Origin of the sequence: Hymenobacter cheonanensis, assembly GCF_030581075.1 — a bacterium.
Classification (GTDB): Bacteria; Bacteroidota; Bacteroidia; order Cytophagales; family Hymenobacteraceae; genus Hymenobacter.
Map to the genome: position 1 here is coordinate 141,018 of NZ_JAUQSW010000005.1, position 20,141 is coordinate 161,158.

The following is a 20,141-nucleotide window of genomic DNA, read 5'->3' on the forward strand; positions in this document are numbered from 1 at the left end:
CGAAATGTTTGTAGAAAATTCATAAACATTTATTAATCAAGACAATGTCAGGCAAAACTCCTTTGGGCGCCAAAATACTATCCCTTCGCAAGGGCCTTGGCGAGACTCAAGGTTCTCTCGGTGCTAAAGTAGGTGTAAGCCGCGCAGCTATATCGCAGTTTGAACTAGGTGACAGCATCCCTTCTGCTGAAACAAGAGCTAAGTTATCAGCCGCTTTAGGGTTTGACTTATCCACGGTGTGGAGTACAGCTGCCGACGAGAATGAGTCTAGTGATACGTTCATCAGTTTGATATTTTACTCTATAAATGACTACGCGGGCCTAATAGATAATCCAATTGACTTCGTAACTATAAATGATGATGATTCGGATGGGGAGAGGCTGACCTCTTTGGAGCGCATGCCGAGAAATAGAGTCCCAGTACTTCGAGTAGCAGGCATGGATTATGGCTCCTCTTTCGTAATCGAGATAGGAAGCAACAATATGGGCGCACGTTATCCCAGTGGTGCTCGATATGTGGCAGATGTGGTGCCAATAGACGAGGTAAAATACGCGCTCGGGGTGCATATTTTTGTGTGGAGAAGAAGTCTGATTCTGCGCAGAATAGTCTCTAATCAAGATGGTAGAATCTTAGCTCGGGTTGATGCTACCGGAGAGGAAATAAGCTGGGAGTTCCACGATATCATAAATGAAATGGCAGCGGATAGATGCCAATTGTTTCGACTACGTCAGGCAGTTCATCTACCTGCTGAGGACTAGCTATGGAACTCATCTTCCGCCAGCGCCTCGACCGCCCCGATAAAGCCGGCCGGGCGGCCATCTTCGGGGACCTGCACTGGGCCGGCGGCCACCGCTGGAAGATGCCGACCGGCGTTAAGGTGCTACCCACCCACTGGCAGCCCACTAAGGCGAAGAAAATCCACACGGCCGCCGAAAATAGCAGCCAGTTCAACCTGCGCCTCACCCGGCTGCTCACGGCCGTGCAGTCCGTATTCACCACCGCCGAGGGCGCGGGCCGGCCCGAAGCCACCGTGACGCAGGCCGAACTAGAAGCCGCCGTGCTGGCCGTGGGCGCGGGCAGCCAGCGGCGGGCCCGGCCCACGCCCGCCGCCGTGGCTGCTGCGGCCGCTGAGCAGCCGCTAACCGATACAGCCAGCTGGGCCGAGTTTGAGGCGCGCTGGCGGTCCGAGAACGAGCACCTGCTAGCCGATAGCTACCTGCGCATGTACCGGCAGGTGGTGAGCAGCCTAACCGAGTTCGACCCCAAGCTGCGGCTGGCCGGCCTCACGCGCGAGCGCCTAGCGCAGTACGTGGCCTGGCTGTTTGCCGACGGCAAGCGCGAATCGACGGTGCAGCGCCACTACATCTTTCTGCGCGAATGCCACCGCATGGTGGGGCGAGTAGTGCCGAAGTGGCTGGGCAAGTTCACCGTGCGCCAGGGCCGCCGGCCTACGCTTCGGCGGGCCGAGGTGCTGGCCCTGGCCGCGGCTGCCGACCTGGCGCCGGACCTGCTGGCCGAGCGCGACGCCTTCCTGCTCCAGCTGCACCTGCTGCTGCGCGACGTGGACCTGCGCGCCCTCAAGCCCCACCACGTTAGCGCCCACGAGCTGCCCGGCCACGGCCCGACCCTGTGCGTGGAGCTCTACCAACAGAAAACGAGTGAGCCAGTGCTGATACCGTTGCCGCCGGCGGCGGCGGCTATCTGGCAGCGCTGCGCCGGCCAGCTGAATCTGCCCAGCCAGCAGGAGCGTAACCGCCGGCTTAAAGTGCTGGGCCAGGCTGTGGGGCTGGAGCGTGAATTTGTAGAGGTGATATTCTCAGGCAAAACCCGGAGCGAGCAGGTGCGGCCGATGTGGCAGGTGCTCACCACCCACACGGCGCGCCACACCGGCGCCGGGCTGTTGGTGCTGGGTAGCGAGGGCGACCAGACACTAAAGGAGATTGCCCTGGGCCACGTGTCGGCCAGCGTCTACGGCTACGACACGCTGGAGCGCTACGGCCCGCGGCTACTCGAGGCCTGGCAGGTGGCGCTGGGAACATAGTAGGCCCAGCACTGGTAATCACGAGTGCTAGGCCTGCTATGTTGACTATTATCCAGACTTATTGAATTGTGAGCTTGCCAATGGCCGTACCAGTATGTACCTGATAGAGGCCAGCTGGCAAACCACTTATATCAAGTGTACCGCTAGCCGGTAGCTTCGCCTGCAGGCAAATACGTCCAGTGAGGTCATAAACAGTTACGCTGCTGCTTGATGTGACCTGGCTAAGCTGCACCGTACGACTTGCGGGGTTTGGGTATAGAGTGAGAGGAGCAAGTGTAGCCACTCCGCGCGTGGCAGTCACGATAGTTGGGAAAGCATAGATGCTTAGCTCATTATCTGTTAGTACGTAAGCCATATTATTAGCTGCTACCAGGGCGTTGGCACCTTGGGTGCCCATAGCCACAGCTTCAAGTGGGGTGCTTGCACTCGAAGCCATAAAGTAGCCACGCAAGGGCTCTGCACTACTCGGCGCGGCCGAGATAAATGGACTAGTCTCACCACAAGTGAATACGGTCTGTGTGCCCGCGGCTAGCCGGGTGCCGTAGTTGCCCGCCCGCGACTGCACAAGAGTAGGTTGTAATGGATTACTAAGTGAGTAGAAGCGTAGCGTGTTACTTGGAATACTACCGGCGTATACGGACTGAGCTAAACCAGCGGCGAGTGTACCGCTAGCCGCGCGGATAGTACCAGGCATCGTGCCGGGAGAGCTGATTGGTTGGGCTGGATTACGCACATCAAGCGTGGCAAATACTGCGTTGGCATACTGCACGTACGCCGTGGTGCCAGTAAGGTTCAAGCCAATAATACCACTCAGGGAGTAGGGTAGGTCTATGGTGCGCTCCTGGGCCAGGTAAGTATAGCCTGAGCTGGCAACCATAGGAGTACGATTATAAACATAAGCCTGATTACGGTCATCCGGCACGACGTATATGTAGTCGCCAGTAGCCGCGATAAAGTCTTCCTCGCCGACTACAATATCAGCAGTGCGTACGGCAGGGCTAGCAGGATTACGAACATCTACAGTCCATAATGCTCCAAAATGGGGCGTCGTAAGGTTACTGTGATAGGAAGTCACGCAGAGCAGGCCATTGCTAACCACGGCATGGCGAGGCGGCAGGGCAGAGAGGTTACCCGCGTTGGGTAAGGCAATAGCGCTGAGTAAGCGTGGGGCCGCTGGTGTGCTCATGTCGTATATCCGTAAGCCTTGCTGGCCGGCGCTGGCGGTGAGCACGTAGGCGGTGGTGCCATCGACAACTAGTTCAGTGCCGTAGCTGGGCATGGTCACGCTGCCTAGCTTAGCAAGAGCAGCCTGGGCTCGGGCAGCAACAGTGCCTAGTAGCAGTAGACTGGGAAGCATAAAGTAGTGGATGCGCATATGGAAAAGGACAAGGGAGTACAAATTACAGGACCGATTAGAGACTACTAGCGTTGCACACGGCCTGACCTATTTTATTTTGGCGCATAAGCATTTCACTGCTGCAAGTGCTTACCGGGGGCAAAAGTGAAAATTGCCCCCGGTTTTCAGGTAAAACGCTGCCAGAACTTGCAGCTAGCTCGCCAGCAAAACCCACCCAACAGCGCAGAACGGCACTTTTGCCGGCAGGCTTCGGCACCGTACGGCAAACCATTGAGCACGATACTGCCCACTAAAGATGCCCTTCAGAAGTATTCTGAAGGGCATCTTTATTTCTTGCTTCTTGCGGAGGGCTAGCGAAATAGCTTGCCAGCGAGTACGTTTGCCGTCGTCTTTTTTTTTGCTGCGCCATGCTGTTTGCCATTCTGTTGCCCGGTATCTCCATGATTTTCCGGGGCCACGTGCTCAAAGGAATTCTCTGCGGCATCCTGCACCTTACCCTCATCGGCTGGATTCCGGCCGCCATCTGGGCGGTGGCCTCCTACCAACAGGACCAGGCCGAAAAGCGCCACCGCGAAACCCTGGAGGTGCTGGCCCGGCAAGGGCGAGCCCTGTAGGCTGGAGCGGCCCTAGCGGCTCAGGGCCAGCACTTCTTCCAGCACCTGGCGCGAGTTGGCCAGGCGCGGCACCTTGCGCTGGCCGCCCAGCCGGCCCCGGCCCCGCAGCCAGGCCTCGAAGGTGCCGGCCGGCACGAAGTGCACGCGCGGCGGGGCCAGCGCCAGGTCGCGATGGCGCTTGGCATCGTAGTCGGAGTTTAGCTTGCGCAGCTCGCTGTCAAGCAATTGGCTGAACTGGCCGGCGTTGGCGGGGGGCGGGCCGCTCAGCTCCACGGCCCACTCGTGGCCGCCGCGCGAGGTGCCGGTGGCCGCCGCAAAGTACACGGGCGCGGCCGTGAAATCGCGCACGGCGCAGCCCGTGGCCCGGGCCGCCGCCGTAATGGCCGCCTCCGCATTCTCGACCACTACTTCTTCCCCAAACGCATTGAGAAAGTGCTTGGTACGCCCCGTAATGCGCACCCGGTAGGGCCGCAGCGAGGTAAAGCGCACGGTATCGCCCACCAGATAGCGCCACAGCCCCGCGCTGCTGCTAATGACCAGCGCGTAGCTAGGCCCTATAACCACGTCTTCGAGCGGCACCGGGCGCGGGTCGGGGCTCTCGAACTGCTCGGCCGGCAAAAACTCGTAGTAGATGCCGTGCTCCAGCAGCAGCAGCAGGTCGGGCGCGCCTGGCTCATCCTGCAAGGCAAAGTAGCCCTCCGAAGCATTATAGATTTCGAGGTAGCGCAGCTGCCCGCCGGGCAGCAGCTCGTCAAACAGCCCCTGGTAGGGCCCAAACGCCACCGCGCCGTGCAAAAACAGCCCTAGCCGGGGCCACACCTGGCGCAGGTCGTCGGCGCCGGCCAGGGCCAGCACGCGGCGCAGCAGCACCAGCATCCAGGTGGGCACGCCGGCCAGCACGCGCACATCCTGGCGCAGCACGTGCCGGGCAATGCGCTCAATTTTCTCCTCCCACTCATCGAGCAGGGCTAGCGGCAGGGGCGGGGTGCGCAGCGCCTGCGCCCAGCCCGGCAGGCTCTGCATAATGAGGGCCGACACATCGCCGGCCACCGCGCCCCCGCCAAAGGGGCTAGGCCCCAGGCTGCCGCCCAGGCTCAGGGTTTTGCCCTGAATAATGCGCTGGCCAGGGTAGAGGTGGGTGGCCAGGGCCAGCATATCGCGCCCGGCCCGGTAGTGGTTGTCGTGCAGGGCCTCGCGGGTGAGGGGGATGTACTTGCTGCGGGCATTGGTGGTGCCGCTGCTGCGCGCCTGCCACTGCGGCGCTGGGCCGGGCCACAGCACATCGGGCTGGCCCAGCAGCACTTTTTCCAGCTCGGGGTAGAGCTGCTCGTAGGTGCTCACGGGCACGCGCCCGGCAAACTGGCTGGGGCTCAGGCCCGGCGCGTAGCCGTAGCGCCGGCCCCAGGCCGTGCCCTGCGCCCGGCCCAGCAGGTGGCGCAGCACCGCCGCCTGCGCCGCCAGCGGCTCATGCCGCACCCGCGCCAGCCGGGGCAGGCTAGCCAGCTGAACGGCGCGGGCAACAAGCTGGTCGAGCACGGCAAAGTAGTTAGGAATCAGAAATATTGTCTGTCATTGCCGCGCGCCACTGCGTTAGGCTCGCAAGGACAGACAATAGCGTATAATAAAAATTTTATTCAAACGTCTTGCGCTTGAACTCGAAGTTGCGGCCCAGGTACACGCGGCGCACGGTTTCGTCGGCGGCCAGCTCTTCGGCGGTGCCGGCTTTCAGCAGCTTGCCTTCAAAAAGCAGGTAGGCGCGGTCCACAATGCTCAGGGTCGAGTTCACGTCGTGGTCGGTGATGAGGATGCCGATATTGCGGTGCTTGAGCTTGGCCACGATGCCCTGGATTTCTTCGGTCGCGATGGGGTCCACGCCCGCAAACGGCTCGTCGAGGAGCACAAATTTGGGGTCTACGGCCAGGGCGCGGGCTATTTCGGTGCGGCGGCGCTCGCCGCCGCTCAGCACCTTGCCCAGGTTTTTGCGCACGTGGCCCAGGCTGAACTCGTCGAGCAGCTCCTCCACTTTATCGTGCTGCGCTTTTTTGGGCAGGTCCGTCATTTCGAGCACCGAGAGAATGTTTTCCTCCACGCTCAGGTCCCGAAACACGCTGGCTTCCTGGGCCAGGTAGCCCATGCCGCGCCGCGCCCGCTGGTAGATAGGCAGGCGCGTCACCTCCTCGTCATCCAGAAAAATGCGGCCGCCGTTGGGCTTTACCATGCCCACCATCATGTAGAAGCAGGTGGTTTTGCCGGCGCCGTTGGGGCCTAGCAGCCCCACTATTTCGCCCTGCGCCACGCTGAGCGACATGTCGTTGACGACGGTGCGGGCTTTGTATTGCTTGACGAGGTGCTCGGCGCGGAGTATCATAGGCTATGGGGCAAAGGTAAAACCGGGCGCGCGGGCAGCGCGCCAGCCCCCTAACCGCCATTGCCGGCCCGAAAGTATGCGCGCCTTACCAGGCCGCCCGGCCACCAGAAACTGTTCCGAAGCTGGGTGAAATCTGAGTAAACCAGCCCGGAAAATAAAAATTCTTAAAAAGTTCCCGGTAGTTGAATCCAAGAATGGGACCCGGGCGTAAGTGTTTGACTAACCGATAAATAATTCGGTGAGTAAGTAATCGCTTTTCTGCGCTTTACGCTGCCGTTTTTTTCGTCATACGTGGGTGCAGTGCCCTCTGCGGCCCGCAATTTTCGCAGGCTACACCATGCCCACGCATTCGTTGCGCGGGTCGCTACCCAAGATATCAGCTTGATTTTTTTGCCGGCTTGCCCAGGCTTCCTGCGGCCGGCCCGGCCTATTAGCCAGCTTCCTTTTTTGCCAGGTTATTGTGTTGCTGCTGAGCGCACTACGTAAGTAGCGCGCTCAGCAGCGTTGTCGTCCATTTTCCCACTTTTCCCACCTCATTTTCCCATGAAGCACCAATTAACCAAGCCAATGCAGTGGCTGGTGGCGGCTGGCGCCGTCACGGCGCTCTCGGTCTGGGCTACCACGCGCTACACGCCCCTGGAGGCCAGTAGCCACCGCGAAGCCCCGCTGATTGCCGACGACCCGCTGGCCGATAACACCGATGTGTACGCCTTTGTGGACCCCAACGACGCCAGCCGGGTGGTGCTCATTGCCAACTACATCCCGTTTCAGCTGCCGCAGGGCGGGCCCAATTACTACACGTTCGGGGAGAATGTGCGGTACGAGATTCACGTTAAAAATAACGCCAATACTACGGGCGACGACATTATTTATCGCTTCACTTTTACACGAACCAACCAGGACGGGACTACTTTTTTCAACGTCCGGCTAGGGGCCCAAAACCTCAAAACTGTTTATACCTGCGAGAAAATCGTGGGCGGCGTATCGACTACCATCGTCGCTAATGGCGAAGTGCCGGCCTATAACATCGGGCCGCGCTCCATCAGCTCGGGCGTGGGCCTGAGCCAGGCTTCGTACGCGGCTTACCGCCAGGGCAAGGTGGCCAACGCTACCGGGGGTGGCAGCGAGCAGGTGTTCTGCGGCTCGTCCGACGACCCGTTTTTTGTGGACCTGGGGGCAATATTTGACTTGGCCGGCCTGCGCGTGAACCGCGGCAGCCGCGACGGCCTGGCCAAGTACAACGTGCACTCGATTGCGCTCAGCATCCCGATTTCGACGCTGCAAAAAGACCACAAGGATGTATCGGCCCGCGCCAATATCCTGGACCCCGACTACGTGATTGGCGTGTGGGCTTCGGCTAGCCGCCCCACGTTGCGCACCCTCAACGGCACTGCCGGCAATGGCACCACCACGGCCAGCGGCACCTACGTGCAGGTGTCGCGCCTGGGTATGCCCCTGATGAATGAGGCCATCAACCCCATCGGCAGCAAGGATGCCTGGAACCGCGCCACCCCTTACACCGAGGCCGCCATTACCGATAACTATCTGTCAAACCCCGAGCTAGGCCTCTACACCGCCGACAATACCCCCGTGGCCCCGGCCGCGCCCAAGTCGGCCGGCCAGACCTTCTACGGCGAGAACGTGCCCGCCCTGATGGCGCTGCGCATGCAAACCAAGTCGCTGTATGGCCGCCTGCCCGCGCCGTATGATGGCGGCTTCGACTTCCGCAACCAGGCGCCGGGCCTGTACCCGCTCAAGGGTACGACCCTGGTGGCCAATACGGCCCTGGCCGACAATAACTACGGCAGCTACTTGCTGGTGGCCAACAGCCCCCGCTCGGTGGATTTGAAGCCAATTTTCCATACCGGCGTGCCTAACCTGCCGCCCTACCAGCTAGCCGTGGGCAAAGCCGGCGGCAATCCGCTGGCGGCGGGTAAGCCATTCGTAAACAACTTCTTGCCGCTAATGGGCACCGCCAATGGTGGCCCTGGCGGCGACATGCTGCGCCTGAATATGGCCGTGCCGGCTACCCCGCGCAACTCGCCCGACTTCAGCAACCAGGGCCTGATTGCGGCGGCCGTGCTCGGCCTCACCGACCCACGCTTTAACACGACCCAGACTTTACAGAATATCCCCAACATGGACGGCTTCCCCAACGGGCGCCGCCTCGAAGACGAAGTAGTGAAGATTGAGTTGCAGGCCGTGGGTGGCGCCGTGCTGGCGGCCATCGGCCTGTGGTACGACGACTTTGGCCCCACCGCCACCAACCCCGTGACGCCGAGCCTGAAGGGGGTGCTGAATTTCACCGCCGGGGTTGAGAAAAACGACACGACGTTCCTGGCCAGCTTCCCCTACGTGCAAACGCCGTGGCAGGGTACCCGCATTCGTCGCTAACTCATTGTCTCACTTATTGCTATCGTCTACTCAAATGATTTCCAAACAACTACGCGCTTACGTCGCGCTGCCCGCTTTTGCGGCCGCGGCCGTAGCGGGCCTGGCCACCTGGAGCCAGCTTCGCTACACGCCTCTGGAGGCTTCTTCGCACCGCGAAGCTCCGCTGATTGCCGACGACCCGGTGGCCGACAACACCGACCTCTACGCGTTTAAAGACCCCAACGACGCCGGCAAAATCATCATCATCGCCAACTACATCCCGTTTGAGCTGCCACAGGGCGGGCCGAACTACTCGACGTTTGGCGAGAATGTGCGCTACGAGATTCACGTCAAGAACAACACCGCGACCACGGGCGACGACGTCACGTACCGCTTCACCTTCACGCGCACCAACCAAGACCCTAGCACGTTTTTCAACATCCGGCTGGGGGCGCAGAATCTGAGAACTACGTATACCTGCGATAAAATCACGGCCAGCGGCACGACTACCATCGTTACGGGCGGCGTGGTGCCGCCCAATAACATTGGGCCGCGCTCCATCAACGGCGGGGCGGGGCTGAACTCGGCTACGAGCTACACCGACCGCCGCCTGAACGCCATTACGCTGGCCAGCACGGGCGAGCGCATTTTGTGCGGCCCGGCCGACGACCCGTTTTTTGCCGACCTGGGGGCCATTTTTGATTTGGCCAACATCCGGGGGGCTTCGGGCGGGGCAGGCACGCCTACCGATGGTTTGAGCCACAAAAACTGCCACGCCATCGCGCTGAGCATTCCGGTCGAGAACCTGCAAAAAACGGGTAAGACCATCGACCAGGCGGCCAATATCCTGGACCCCGACTACGTGATTGGGGTGTGGGCCTCGGCCAGCCGGCCCGCTATGCAAACGCTGAGCAGCACCGCCAACCCCACCAACAGCGGCACCTGGGTGCAGGTATCGCGCCTGGGTATGCCGCTCACCAATGAGGTGATTAACCCCGTTGGGGCCAAGGATGCCTGGAACGCCCGCACCCCCGGCAACGAGGCCGCCGAAACCGATGGCTACCTCCAGAACCCCGAGCTGGGCTTGTACTTGGACGACAGCAAGTTTGGCGGCTCCGTGCCGGGCCTGGCCAATTTGCGTACCCAAACCAAGTCGCTGGCCGGCCAGCCCGGCTTTCCGGCCAATGGCTTTGACTTCCGCAACGGTGCGGCGGGCTTGAGTGCCTTGTACAATGCGGCCCCTGGCTCTAATGCCGGCACTGCCTTTGCGCCCTCGCCGGCCGGCTTCGGCGAGTATCTACTCAACAGCGGCCAGTCGGGTAGCCCGCGCTCGGTCGATATCAAGCCCATTTTCCATACCGGTGTGCCCAACCTGCCGCCCTACCAGCTGGCTACCGGCAAAGCGCTGATTTCCGGCGGCAATGGCGTAAACCCGCTCACGGCCGGTAAGCCGTTCATCAACAACTTTCTGCCAGTTATTGGCGACATGCTGCGCCTGAACATGGCCGTGCCCGCCACCCCGCGCACCTCGGCCGATTTCAGCAACCAGGGGCTCTTGCAGGCCGCGGTACTCGGCCTCACCGACCCGCGCTATAACAAGGACGCCAGCTTGCAGAGCATCCCTAACATGGACGGCTTTCCCAACGGGCGCCGCCTGGAGGACGCCGTGGACCAGATTGAGCTGAAAGCCGTGAGCGGCGTGGTGCTGGCGGCCATCGGCCTGTGGTACGACGACTTTACCACGGCTAGCCCCTCGCCCGTAACGGCGCAGCTGGGTAAAGTGCTGACCTTCACTACCGGCGTAGAACGCAACGATACGACCATCCGGGCCACGTTCCCCTTCCTGCAAACGCCCTGGAGCGGCACCAGCCCGGCCAGCGGCCCCACCAACACCGTGGTAGCCCCCGACCTGACGGTGAGCACCGCCATGCCCGTAGAAGCTGGCACGTATAACAACATCACCATCACCAGCACCGGCGTAGCCTCGTTTAATGGCCCCATTGTGGTAAACGGTACGCTGACGGTGCAAAGCGGCGGCACCCTGAGCACGCGCGGTGTGCTGGCTACCAATTGCCAGGCCATCACGGGCGGCGGCAGCTTTGTGCTGCAAGCCGGCGCTACGCTGCGCATCTGCGCCACCGACGGCATTGCTGCCACCGGGGCTAGCGGCGCCATTCAGCTTACCGGCAGCCGCTCGTTCTCCAACGATGCCAGCTACGAGTACATCGGCTCGGATGCCCAGACCTCGGGCGCCGGCCTGCCGGGCCGCGTGCGCAGCCTCACGGTGAACAATGCCGCCGGCCTCACGCTCAACAATGGCGGGGTGGCCGTGGCCCAGGCCGTGGCCCTTACCAACGGCAACCTGACCACCAGCAGCAGCCAGATGCTGACGCTACTCTCGACGCCCACTGCCGGCACCGCCCTCGTGGTGAACACCAACGGCGTGGTGAGCGGCCCGGCTACCATGCAGCGCGCCATCGACCCCTTCTTCAACGCCGGGGCCGGCTACCGCCACTATAGCTCGCCGGTGACCAGCACCACGCTCAGCGACCTGACTACCACGGCCGGCTTCAGCCCGATTTACAACACGGCCTACAACACGTCGACCACCCCTAACCTGGTGACGCCCTTCCCGAACGTGTATGCCTACGACCAGAGCCGCGTGACGACCAGCGGCAGCGCGGGCTCGATTGACTTCGACAAGGGCTTCTTCGTGCCGCAGGCTACTGATGTGATGACGCCGCTGCGCGGCTACGACCTCAACATCGCGGCCAGCTCGACGGTAGACCTGATGGGTACGCTCAACAACGGCCCGCAGAGCATTGCCGGCCTGGCGCGTGGCACCCAAACGCAGAGCGGCTGGCAGCTGCTGGGCAACCCCTATCCGTCGCCCATCGATTTGAGCCAGACGGGTGGCATTGCCAGCACCAACATGGACGCCGCCGTGTACGTGTACCAAAGCACCGGCCAGTACGTGGGCCAGTACCGCAGCTACGTCAATGGCATGGGCGGCGGCACCCCGCTGGTGGCCGCCATGCAGGGCTTCTTTAAGCGCGTGACGACGCCTAGCCAGATGGCCAGCTTCGCCCTCACCAACGATGTGCGCGTGACCACTTTCGCTACCACGCCGAGCTTCAACCGCACCGCCGCCGATACCCGGCCCCAGGTGCGCCTGCGCCTGCAGGGCAGCACGCCGCTCATCGATGAAACCACGGTGTACTTCGAGCAGGGCGCCACGGCCGCCTTCGACCCGCGCTTCGACGCCTTTAAGCTGCCCAACTCGTCGGGCATGAGCATTAGCAGCCTGATTACCAACGAGGAGCTATCCATCAACGGGCTGGCCCCGTTCACGGGTGCTACCGTTACGGTGCCGCTCAACGTGCAGGTGTCGGGCCCCGGCAGCTACAGCCTGAATGCCATCGACCTGCTCAACTTCAGCTCGGCCACGCCGGTGTACCTGCTCGATACCCAGACCGGCGCCCGCATCGACCTCAGCAAGCAGGCCGTCTATAGCTTCACGGCCAATACGGCCTCGCTGCCCGGCCGCTTTAGCCTGCTCTTCGGCGCCTCACCGCTCGCTACGGCCCCTGCCGCCGTGGCCAATCAGGTGAAGCTTTTCCCGAACCCCGCCAAGGGCAGCTTCACGGTGGTAGTGCCCGCCGAGCTGGGTCGTGAGGCCGTTACGGCCACGCTCTTCAACCAGCTAGGCCAGCAAGTGGCCCAGCAGGTATTGCCCATGACCGCCGCCGGTGCCTCGGCCCAGTTCGATGTGTCGTACCTATCGCTGGGCGTGTACACGCTCCGCCTCAAATCGGGCGATAACCAAGTAACCAAGCGCGTAGTAGTAGCCCAGTAGCGCCCCGGCCGGCTAGCCGCCCTGCCCGGGTAGCTAGCCGGCCCAAAGGCACTTTTCCCCTTCCAGCTTTCCTTCCATGAAAAATAAATTTCTTCTCAACGCCCTGGCCACCACGGCCATAGGCTTGTTGCTGACTGCCACGGCGGCGCGGGCGCAGGCGCCCGGCTCGGGTGGCCCCACGCCCGGCAACACTACGCCCGACCCAACCCAGGTGCCCATTGATGGCGGTGCCTCCCTGCTGCTGGCCAGCGGCGTAGCCTTTGGCCTGAAAAAGCTGCGCGACCGCCGGAAGGCGCGCTAGCCCCCTGGCCCTCTCTTGCGCGCCGGCTCTTTCCGCAGGGGAGGGGCCGGCGTTTTTGTTGGCTAAAGTGCCTACGCCGGCTTTATTGAGACCCGGCGGGCGGCCAGTAGCGGCGAGGCCGCTAGCTTTGCTCCTGGCCGGCTCCCGGCGGCGCGTATCACCTAGCTACTTTTCCTATGCCAGCTTCCGACCCGCAAAAACAGCAACTTTTTCAGGCCATTGCCGAGCGCCTCAGCGCCCAGGGCTTTCGCGTAGACCGCCACGACCCGAACCGGCCCTGGGGCGGTTTTTTCGTGCTTGATGAAAGCCAGGCTCAGCAGTTTGCCGACGTGTACTTCAATGGCCTCGATGTGGGCAAGCTGCGCATTGCGGGCCAGCTCAGCCCCAAGATTTTGCTTGTGGCCCCGCACCAGCGCCTGAGCTGGCAGTACCACCACCGCCGCGCCGAAATCTGGCAGGTGGTGGAAGGCCCCGTGGGCGTGGCCATCAGCGACACCGACGAGCAAACCGAAGTAAAATCGTATCAGCCCGGTGAGCGCATCCTGCTGGCCCAGGGCGAGCGCCACCGCCTGGTGGGCCTGGCCGGCTGGGGCGTCATCGCCGAAATCTGGCAGCACACCGACGCCAACAATCCTTCCGACGAGGACGACATCGTGCGGGTGCAGGACGATTTTGGCCGCTAGCCCCGCCGCGCCGGCCCGCGAGCCCAGCGGCCGCCGCTGGCTGCGCTACGGGCTGGCGCTGCTGTTCGTGAGTGCGGGCGTGCTGCATTTTGTCCGGCCCGCGCCGTTTTTGCGCATCGTGCCGCCGGCCCTGCCCGCGCCCGGGCTGCTGGTGCTGCTGAGCGGCGCAGCCGAGGTGGTGGGTGGGCTGGGGCTGCTGCTGCCCGCTACCCGGCGCCTTGCTGGCTGGGGCCTGCTGGCGCTGCTTGCGGCCGTGTTTCCGGCCAATGTATACATGGTGGGCCTAGCCGGTGCGCTGCACATCCCGGCCTGGGTACTGTGGGCGCGCCTGCCGCTGCAGCCGCTGCTGATGTGGGCCGTGTGGCGGGTAGCAATTTGGCGGGGCTAGCGGGTTACTTATTGCCGCTTCCGGGTACTATAAGGCGGACTGACTTCTGCGCAGAAGAGCCCTTTTTCAGATACCTCCCTACCCCCGGATAAGCCATGAAAAAAGTGCTTTGCCTGCTCGCCGTGCCCTTTGCGCTGGCCAGCTGCCACCAAACCGAGAGAACCGAGCTGGTAACGGCTCCCTACCAGGCCCCGCCCCCAGCCGAGGCCCTAGCCCCGCCCGCGGCTGCCGAAACAGGCGATACCTACGCCAAGATTGACGAAAATCTTTTCCGGTCCGTGGCCCGCGAGCCGCTGAGCACCTTCAGCCTCGACGTGGACCGGGCCAGCTACGCCAACGTGCGGCGCTTCCTGACCGATGGCCAGCTGCCCCCGCCCGACGCCGTGCGCGTGGAGGAGCTGCTCAACTATTTCGACTACGAGCTGCCCGCGCCGGCTGCCGCCAGCCCCGACCCGGTGCGCATCAGCACCGAGCTGAGCGACTGCCCCTGGGCGCCCGGCCACCAATTGGCCCGCATCGGCATTCAGGCCAAAAAAGTAGAAACGGCCAGCCTGCCGCCCGCCAACCTGGTGTTTCTGATTGATGTGTCGGGCTCGATGCAGGGCGACGACCGCCTGCCGCTGGTGCGCGCCGGCCTGCAGCTGCTGGTGCGCCAGCTGCGGCCCCAGGACCACGTGGCGCTGGTGGCCTACGCCGGGGCGGCCGGCCTGGTGCTGCCGCCCACCTCGGGCGCCGACCAAGCCACCATTCTCGACGCGCTTGACCGGCTGGAGGCGGGCGGCTCCACGGCGGGCGGCGAGGGCCTGCGCCTGGCCTACGCCGTGGCCCGGCAAAACTTTCAGAAAGAAGGCAATACCCGCGTTATCCTGGCCACGGATGGTGATTTTAACGTGGGCGAAACCTCCGATGCGGCGCTGGAGCAGCTCATTACGCAGGAGCGCGAATCGGGCGTGTTTCTGACCGTGCTGGGCGTAGGGCGCGGCAACCTGCGCGACAGCCGCATGGAGCTGCTGGCCGACAAGGGCAACGGCAACTACGCCTACCTCGATACCCTCGACGAGGCCCAGCGCACGCTGGTGGCGCAGTTTGGCGGCACGCTCTTCACGGTAGCGAAGGATGTGAAGCTGCAAGTCGAGTTCAACCCTAACCGGGTGGCCGACTACCGCCTCATCGGCTACGAAAACCGCCTGCTCGCCAACGAAGATTTCAACAACGACCGCAAAGACGCCGGCGAGCTGGGCGCGGGCCACACCGTCACGGCTCTCTACGAAATTGTGCCCGTGGGCTCGGATAAGCCGTTGGTTGATAACTTGAAATATCAGCCCGGCCCGGCTAGCCCATCAGCCCTGTCCACTACCGACGCCGCCGACGTGCTTACCGTGAAGCTGCGCTACCAGGCCCCCCAGGGTGGCCCTAGCCAGCTGCTGGCCCAGCCCTTGGCCGGGGCCGCCTGGCCCATCGCCCAGGCTTCGGCCGACCAGCAGCTGGCCGCCGCCGTGGCCGAGTTTGGGCTGCTGCTGCGCCAGAGCCCGCAGCGCGGCACGGCCACCTACGAAAGCGCCGCCCAGCTAGCCCAGGCCGGCCGGCCCGCCGACCCCAACGGCGCCCGCGCCGAGCTGGCCCGCCTGGTGCAGCGAGCCCAGGAAATAACGGCGGCCAACCCAACCGCCAGCCTCCGCTAGGGTTAGTAGCGCGGACTACCTCGTCCGCGCTACTACTTTCGCCGCCTATGTCGCAGCCTACTCTTCAACGCCGCCTGGGCTTAGTGCAGGCTACGGCGCTCAATATGATTGACATGGTGGGCATCGGGCCCTTCGTGACGTTGCCGCTCGTGATGGGTTTCATGGGGCCCAACTTCCTGCTGGCGTGGCTGGTAGGTGCGGCGCTGGCCGCCGTCGATGGCCTCATCTGGAGCGAGCTGGGCGCGGCCTACCCCGAGGCGGGCGGCTCGTACCGCTTTCTCAAGCTAGCCTACGGCGAGCAGAAATGGGGCCGCTACATGTCGTTTCTCTACGTGTGGCAAACGCTTATTCAGTCGCCGCTGGTGCTGGCCTCGGGCGCCATTGGCTTTGCGCAGTATTTCAGCTACTTGGTGCCGCTGCCCTTGTGGTGGCAGCCCAAGCTGGTGGCCGGCTCGGTGGTGCTGCTGCTGATAGCCTTGCTCTACCGCCGCATCGAGGACATTGGCAAGCTCGGCGTGACGCTGTGGGTGGGCGTGCTGGGGCTCATGGGCTGGCTGATTTTCGGCGGCCTTACCCACGCCAACCACCCGGTGGCCTGGCTGCCGGCCGGTGGCGTGGGCAAGCTGCCCGCCCTGCTGCTGAGCGTGGCGATGGGCCAGGCCGCCGTCAAAACCATCTATTCGTACCTAGGATACTACAACGTGTGCCACCTAGGTGCCGAAATCGTGCGGCCCGAGCGCGTCATTCCGCGCAGCATTTTCCTGAGCATCCTGGGCATCGCGGCGCTGTATCTGTTGCTGAACTGGAGCGTGGGCACCGTCATTCCGTGGGAGGAAGTGCAGGGCTGGCAGGCCGGCGCCGGCGATAAGTCGCAGTTCATTATCAGCGTGTTTATGGAACGGCTCTACGGGCCGGCCGCCGCGCAGGCGGCCACGGCACTAGTGCTGCTGGTGGCGTTTGCCTCGCTGTTTGCGGTGCTGCTAGGGTACTCGCGCATCCCCTACGCGGCGGCGGCCGATGGCGAGTTTCTGCCCGTGTTTGGCAAGCTGCACCCCACCAAGCAGTTTCCTTACGTGTCGCTGCTGCTGCTGGGGGGCGTGGGCTTCGTGTTCAGCTTGTTGTTTCGGTTGGGAGAGGTCATTTCGGCTATCCTGGCCATGCGCATTCTGGTGCAGTTTGTGGGGCAGGCGGTGGGGCTGGTGCTGCTGCGCCGCCGGCGCGGCACGGCGGCATTGCCCTTCAAAATGCCGCTCTACCCGCTGCCCGTTATTGTGGCCGTTATCGTGTGGCTAGCTGTGTTTGCGGGCATCGCGCCGGCCGAGGTGAGCTGGGGCGGGCTCCACTTCAAGCTCTATTTCCAGTTTGCGGCGCTGGGCATGATGGCGCTGGGCACGCTGGCTTTTCTGCTCTGGAGCAAGCGACAGGGCAAGTGGCCTTATGAAAGGCAGAGGGCGCAAGTATAGCAGTACTAGTGATTACCGCTTACTTTAGCGCCGATGAGAAACACGCTTCTTCCTTCTCTGGCGGTGGCGGGGCTAGCGGGCTTGCTCTCGGCCTGTGCTTCTACCAGCTACCTGCGGCCCGGCTTTCGGCTGGCCGAAGTGCAGAACTTGGTCTTTACGCCACCCATGTCGGCGGTAGCCATTGTGCGCACGGGCTACCACACGGTGGTCGATTCGCAGGCCACGGCCACCTCGGTAAGCCTGCTGCGCAAGACATTGGTGCGGCACCGCTTTCAGCTGGGCTTGCAGCAAGAGCTGGCCGTGCCCGACTCGCTGCGGCCGGCGGCCCGCCAGGAAATCTACCGGGCCGTGGAAGGCATCAAGACGCACCCGCGCCTGGCCGGCGGCGCCCAGCTGCCGGTGCTGGATTACGTGCTTGATAAGCAGCACCAACGCTATGCATTGGTGACGGCCGCTGCGGGCTTCACGCAAGAGGTTACGAAGTACGATATTCGACGAACACAGTCGGGTAACCGCAGTTTGCCTGCGGCCGTGCGCACGCCTGGGCCTGGGCCGGTCGTCGCGCACGCAAAGTCCAACATTTACCTCTTTCTCTACGACCGCGAGCGCCAAGCCATTGTCTACTACACCAGTACGGTGCCCACGGAGGAGCACAACCCCCTGGACGAGGCTAGCCTGGAAGGGCAATTCAGCCAAATGCTACGCAAAGATTTTCCGGTAGTACCGCACTAAGCGCGCGGCGGGCTGCCAGGGTACTGTTTGGTAGCACTGCGCCCTGGGCCGCTGAGCTTGCCGATAGGTGGGTTGAGAGGGCTAGCGATTATCCGAAGCTATAGGTAGCAGATTTGCTGTTTTCGTTGCCCAACGGGTGACAGCTCGCTTCTTTTTCAGAGTTAAAGCGAGGCACTTTTTAGGCATTCTTCCTGTGGCTATGCTTATTTCTCTTGACTGTGTGTAAGCTACTTACCGCGCTGTTATCAAGTGCCTTGCTGGCTGGCTGCACAGCTAGCAGCCTGGTGTACCGCGGTTTTCGAATGCCCCTGGCGCAAGACCTGGCCTTCGTTTCGCCCGTGACTACGGTAGCCGTCAGCCGCAATTTTTCGCCGGCCACCGCCGATAAAGCCGCCACCCTCGAATCGGCGCGGCTCCTGAGCCTGGCGCTGCTACAGCACCGGGCCGCGCTGCGGCTGCGCCAGGAAGTCACGATTCCGGACTCGCTTCTGCTGCAAGCCCGTAAAGAACTCTACGACGCGGTACTGGGTATTGAGGCGCATTGGCAGCTGGCCAGCGGAGCCAATTTGCCGGTGCTCGACTACCTGCTGAGCCAGCAAAGCCAGCGCTATGCCCTGCTCACGGTAGCGAGCGGGCTCACGTTTATTCCGAAGCGGAGCCGCCCCCTGCTTACTGACCAGCCCCGCCTGGGAGGCAGCGCCGGAAACTCGCCCACTACAGACGGGCAGCCGAAATCGAATATCTTTCTGCTCATCTACGACCAGCAGCGGCACGCCATTGTCTACTACCAGCACTCGCCGCCCCTCGCCACAACCGAGCCGCTGGATGCGCTCAACCTGGAAAAACAGTTTGCCAGGCTGCTGAAAAAAGATTTTTCTCCAGCTAAAGGCCTGAATTGAAGCTATTTTTTGTGGCAAAAGAACAAGCGCCCCGGCTGGGCCGCTAGCCGAATTGCGCCCGCACAGCGGTGGCCCAACCCGGGCGCCGGCAGGTAGCCGCAGCGCCAGCCCGGCGCCGGGCTGGCGCTGCCCTTAACTCAACCCAGCCAGTGCCGCAGCCCGCCCGCCACCAGCGCCCCGGTGAGGGTGTTGAGGAAGTTGACCGCGTTGTTGCGCAGGTAGCCCCGCCGCTCCAGCGTGGCCCCGAGCACCGAGTCGGCCAGGTTGCCGGCGGTGCCCGCCACCAGCAGCCACCAAAAGGCCGGCCCCCACCCGGCGCCCAGGCAGTAGCAGGCCGCCAGCCCGGCCGTGCCTGCTAGCCCCAGGGCCGTGCCTTCCAGGCTCACCACGCCGTTGAGGCCGCGCGTGTCGGGCTTCAGGGTGAGGATGTTATAGTAGCGCCGGCCGTACACGTTGCCCAGCTCCGAGGCCAGGGTATCGGCGGTGGCGGCGGCAAAGCTGCCGGCCAGCATCAGGTGGGCTAGCGGCGCCCAGGGCGGCCACTGCCAGGCCAGCAGGCCTGCTAGGCCCGCCACCCCGGCATTGGCCACTACCTGGCCGGCAGTGCGGCGGCCCCGGTTTTCTTCGGCTAGCCCCAGGCGGCGCTTGTCGGCCACGCGCCAGCTGGAGGCAACCGTGCCCAGCCCAAAAAACAGGGCCAGCAGCGTCAGCCCGCCAAAGCCCGTGCCCAAGTAAATAAGAAGCCCCAGCGCGCCGCCCACCCACACGGCGGCCGTCGTCAGCTTGCCTGCCCGCGCGCTGTAGCCCATGCCCAGGCCAAGCAACACTAACACAAAGCCGAGGCGGAGTAAAGTAGGCATAAGGCTAGCCTAGCCGCTTTTCGTAACAAAAAAAGCGCAGCCCCGGCCGAAACGCCAGCTTTATCTCGCCCGCAAAGCGGTAGCCCAGCTTCGGAAACAGCCGCTGCGTGGCCACGTTTTCCGAATTGGTATCCACGCGCAGCGTGCGCAGGCCTAGCTGGCGGGCCTCGTGCTCGGCCTGGCGCAGCAGGGCGGCCGCCACGCCCCGGCCCTGGGCGGCGGGCGCCACGGCCAGCCGGTGCGTCACCAAGGCCGGCGCGGCGGCATCCCAGTCAGCATCGGCGTATTCGGGGTCTTGGTCCTGCGTGAGGGCGGCCACGCCTTCTAGCTCGCCCAGGCGCTCGGCCACCCACAAGTGCTGGCGCTCAATGTCCTGGGCAAAAACTGCTTCGTTGGGGTACTCGCTGGTCCACTGCATGTTGCCGCTGGCATTCATTAGCGGCACCACGGCGCGCACCAGCGCCACGATGGCCGGCAGGTCGGCCGCCGTAGCGCGGCGCAAGGTCAAGTCAGTTGTCATAGTA

The 20,141-nt window shown here is 63.2% G+C and carries 17 protein-coding genes; 12 read left to right on the top strand and 5 right to left on the bottom strand.

Going from position 1 to position 20,141, the window contains the following annotated elements; translation table 11 throughout:
* Positions 1-44: 44 nt before the first annotated feature.
* Together Q5H89_RS11580 and Q5H89_RS11585 are read left to right on the top strand one after the other, a co-directional pair.
* Positions 45-758, top strand: coding sequence for a helix-turn-helix domain-containing protein (locus Q5H89_RS11580; RefSeq protein WP_305019480.1), 714 nt, complete (start codon positions 45-47; stop codon positions 756-758).
* A 2-nt stretch (positions 759-760) separates the two neighbouring features.
* A complete protein-coding gene (locus tag Q5H89_RS11585) occupies positions 761-2,041 on the top strand; it encodes a hypothetical protein (protein ID WP_305019481.1) in 1,281 nt (426 codons plus the stop codon).
* 58 nt (positions 2,042-2,099) lie between these two features.
* Here the strand turns inward: Q5H89_RS11585 and Q5H89_RS11590 are convergent, their stop codons facing one another.
* Positions 2,100-3,416 carry a T9SS type A sorting domain-containing protein gene (locus Q5H89_RS11590; RefSeq protein ID WP_305019482.1) on the bottom strand — a complete coding sequence of 439 codons (1,317 nt, stop codon included), beginning with the start codon at positions 3,414-3,416 and terminating at the stop codon, positions 2,100-2,102.
* A gap of 389 nt (positions 3,417-3,805) precedes the next feature.
* Between Q5H89_RS11590 and Q5H89_RS11595 the strand changes: the two genes are divergently transcribed.
* Complete coding sequence (locus Q5H89_RS11595) at positions 3,806-4,012, top strand: hypothetical protein (RefSeq protein ID WP_305019483.1); 207 nt, start codon at positions 3,806-3,808, stop codon at positions 4,010-4,012.
* Between the two features lie 12 nt (positions 4,013-4,024).
* Here Q5H89_RS11595 and Q5H89_RS11600 read toward each other — a convergent pair whose 3' ends face one another.
* Positions 4,025-5,548 carry a GH3 auxin-responsive promoter family protein gene (locus Q5H89_RS11600; RefSeq protein WP_305019484.1) on the bottom strand — a complete coding sequence of 508 codons (1,524 nt, stop codon included), beginning with the start codon at positions 5,546-5,548 and terminating at the stop codon, positions 4,025-4,027.
* Between the two features lie 94 nt (positions 5,549-5,642).
* A complete protein-coding gene (lptB, locus tag Q5H89_RS11605; protein ID WP_305019485.1) occupies positions 5,643-6,380 on the bottom strand; it encodes an LPS export ABC transporter ATP-binding protein in 738 nt (245 codons plus the stop codon).
* A gap of 543 nt (positions 6,381-6,923) precedes the next feature.
* Between lptB and Q5H89_RS11610 the strand changes: the two genes are divergently transcribed.
* The 9 genes from Q5H89_RS11610 (at position 6,924) to Q5H89_RS11650 (ending at position 18,757) form a co-directional block, all read left to right on the top strand.
* The gene (locus Q5H89_RS11610) at positions 6,924-8,774 is read left to right on the top strand and encodes a DUF4331 domain-containing protein (RefSeq protein WP_305019486.1); all 1,851 of its coding nucleotides are present in this window, start codon (positions 6,924-6,926) and stop codon (positions 8,772-8,774) included.
* A 34-nt stretch (positions 8,775-8,808) separates the two neighbouring features.
* Complete coding sequence (locus tag Q5H89_RS11615) at positions 8,809-12,609, top strand: DUF4331 family protein (RefSeq protein ID WP_305019487.1); 3,801 nt, start codon at positions 8,809-8,811, stop codon at positions 12,607-12,609.
* 76 nt (positions 12,610-12,685) lie between these two features.
* Positions 12,686-12,910, top strand: a complete 225-nt coding sequence (locus tag Q5H89_RS11620) for a PID-CTERM protein-sorting domain-containing protein (RefSeq protein ID WP_305019488.1) — start codon at positions 12,686-12,688, stop codon at positions 12,908-12,910.
* 176 nt (positions 12,911-13,086) lie between these two features.
* Positions 13,087-13,593, top strand: a complete 507-nt coding sequence (locus Q5H89_RS11625; RefSeq protein WP_305019489.1) for a phosphoheptose isomerase — start codon at positions 13,087-13,089, stop codon at positions 13,591-13,593.
* Positions 13,583-13,981 carry a DoxX family protein gene (locus tag Q5H89_RS11630; protein ID WP_305019490.1) on the top strand — a complete coding sequence of 133 codons (399 nt, stop codon included), beginning with the start codon at positions 13,583-13,585 and terminating at the stop codon, positions 13,979-13,981. Before Q5H89_RS11625 ends, Q5H89_RS11630 begins: the two co-directional genes overlap by 11 nt.
* 95 nt (positions 13,982-14,076) lie before the next feature.
* Positions 14,077-15,663, top strand: coding sequence for a vWA domain-containing protein (locus tag Q5H89_RS11635; RefSeq protein ID WP_305019491.1), 1,587 nt, complete (start codon positions 14,077-14,079; stop codon positions 15,661-15,663).
* Positions 15,664-15,710: 47 nt separating this feature from the next.
* Entirely contained in the window at positions 15,711-17,126 is a 1,416-nt protein-coding gene (locus Q5H89_RS11640; RefSeq protein ID WP_305019492.1) for an APC family permease, read from the top strand.
* Positions 17,127-17,159: 33 nt separating this feature from the next.
* Positions 17,160-17,858, top strand: coding sequence for a hypothetical protein (locus Q5H89_RS11645; protein ID WP_305019493.1), 699 nt, complete (start codon positions 17,160-17,162; stop codon positions 17,856-17,858).
* Between the two features lie 302 nt (positions 17,859-18,160).
* Positions 18,161-18,757, top strand: a complete 597-nt coding sequence (locus Q5H89_RS11650; protein ID WP_305019494.1) for a hypothetical protein — start codon at positions 18,161-18,163, stop codon at positions 18,755-18,757.
* Positions 18,758-18,894: 137 nt separating this feature from the next.
* On the opposite strand, the gene Q5H89_RS11655 is transcribed toward Q5H89_RS11650, so the two are convergent.
* Together Q5H89_RS11655 and Q5H89_RS11660 are read right to left on the bottom strand one after the other, a co-directional pair.
* Positions 18,895-19,617 carry a DUF92 domain-containing protein gene (locus Q5H89_RS11655; RefSeq protein ID WP_305019495.1) on the bottom strand — a complete coding sequence of 241 codons (723 nt, stop codon included), beginning with the start codon at positions 19,615-19,617 and terminating at the stop codon, positions 18,895-18,897.
* A 4-nt stretch (positions 19,618-19,621) separates the two neighbouring features.
* Complete coding sequence (locus Q5H89_RS11660; protein ID WP_305019496.1) at positions 19,622-20,137, bottom strand: GNAT family N-acetyltransferase; 516 nt, start codon at positions 20,135-20,137, stop codon at positions 19,622-19,624.
* Between the last annotated feature and the right edge of the window lie 4 nt (positions 20,138-20,141).

Bases quoted from the DNA above. Each gene is read 5' to 3' on its own strand.
- Q5H89_RS11580 (WP_305019480.1), top strand. From the start codon at position 45: ATGTCAGGCAAAACTCCTTTGGGCGCCAAAATACTATCCCTTCGCAAG.
- Q5H89_RS11585 (WP_305019481.1), top strand. From the start codon at position 761: ATGGAACTCATCTTCCGCCAGCGCCTCGACCGCCCCGATAAAGCCGGC.
- Q5H89_RS11590 (WP_305019482.1), bottom strand. From the start codon at position 3,416: ATGCGCATCCACTACTTTATGCTTCCCAGTCTACTGCTACTAGGCACT.
- Q5H89_RS11595 (WP_305019483.1), top strand. From the start codon at position 3,806: ATGCTGTTTGCCATTCTGTTGCCCGGTATCTCCATGATTTTCCGGGGC.
- lptB (WP_305019485.1), bottom strand. From the start codon at position 6,380: ATGATACTCCGCGCCGAGCACCTCGTCAAGCAATACAAAGCCCGCACC.
- Q5H89_RS11610 (WP_305019486.1), top strand. From the start codon at position 6,924: ATGAAGCACCAATTAACCAAGCCAATGCAGTGGCTGGTGGCGGCTGGC.
- Q5H89_RS11615 (WP_305019487.1), top strand. From the start codon at position 8,809: ATGATTTCCAAACAACTACGCGCTTACGTCGCGCTGCCCGCTTTTGCG.
- Q5H89_RS11620 (WP_305019488.1), top strand. From the start codon at position 12,686: ATGAAAAATAAATTTCTTCTCAACGCCCTGGCCACCACGGCCATAGGC.
- Q5H89_RS11625 (WP_305019489.1), top strand. From the start codon at position 13,087: ATGCCAGCTTCCGACCCGCAAAAACAGCAACTTTTTCAGGCCATTGCC.
- Q5H89_RS11635 (WP_305019491.1), top strand. From the start codon at position 14,077: ATGAAAAAAGTGCTTTGCCTGCTCGCCGTGCCCTTTGCGCTGGCCAGC.
- Q5H89_RS11640 (WP_305019492.1), top strand. From the start codon at position 15,711: ATGTCGCAGCCTACTCTTCAACGCCGCCTGGGCTTAGTGCAGGCTACG.
- Q5H89_RS11645 (WP_305019493.1), top strand. From the start codon at position 17,160: ATGAGAAACACGCTTCTTCCTTCTCTGGCGGTGGCGGGGCTAGCGGGC.
- Q5H89_RS11650 (WP_305019494.1), top strand. From the start codon at position 18,161: ATGCCCCTGGCGCAAGACCTGGCCTTCGTTTCGCCCGTGACTACGGTA.
- Q5H89_RS11655 (WP_305019495.1), bottom strand. From the start codon at position 19,617: ATGCCTACTTTACTCCGCCTCGGCTTTGTGTTAGTGTTGCTTGGCCTG.
- Q5H89_RS11660 (WP_305019496.1), bottom strand. From the start codon at position 20,137: ATGACAACTGACTTGACCTTGCGCCGCGCTACGGCGGCCGACCTGCCG.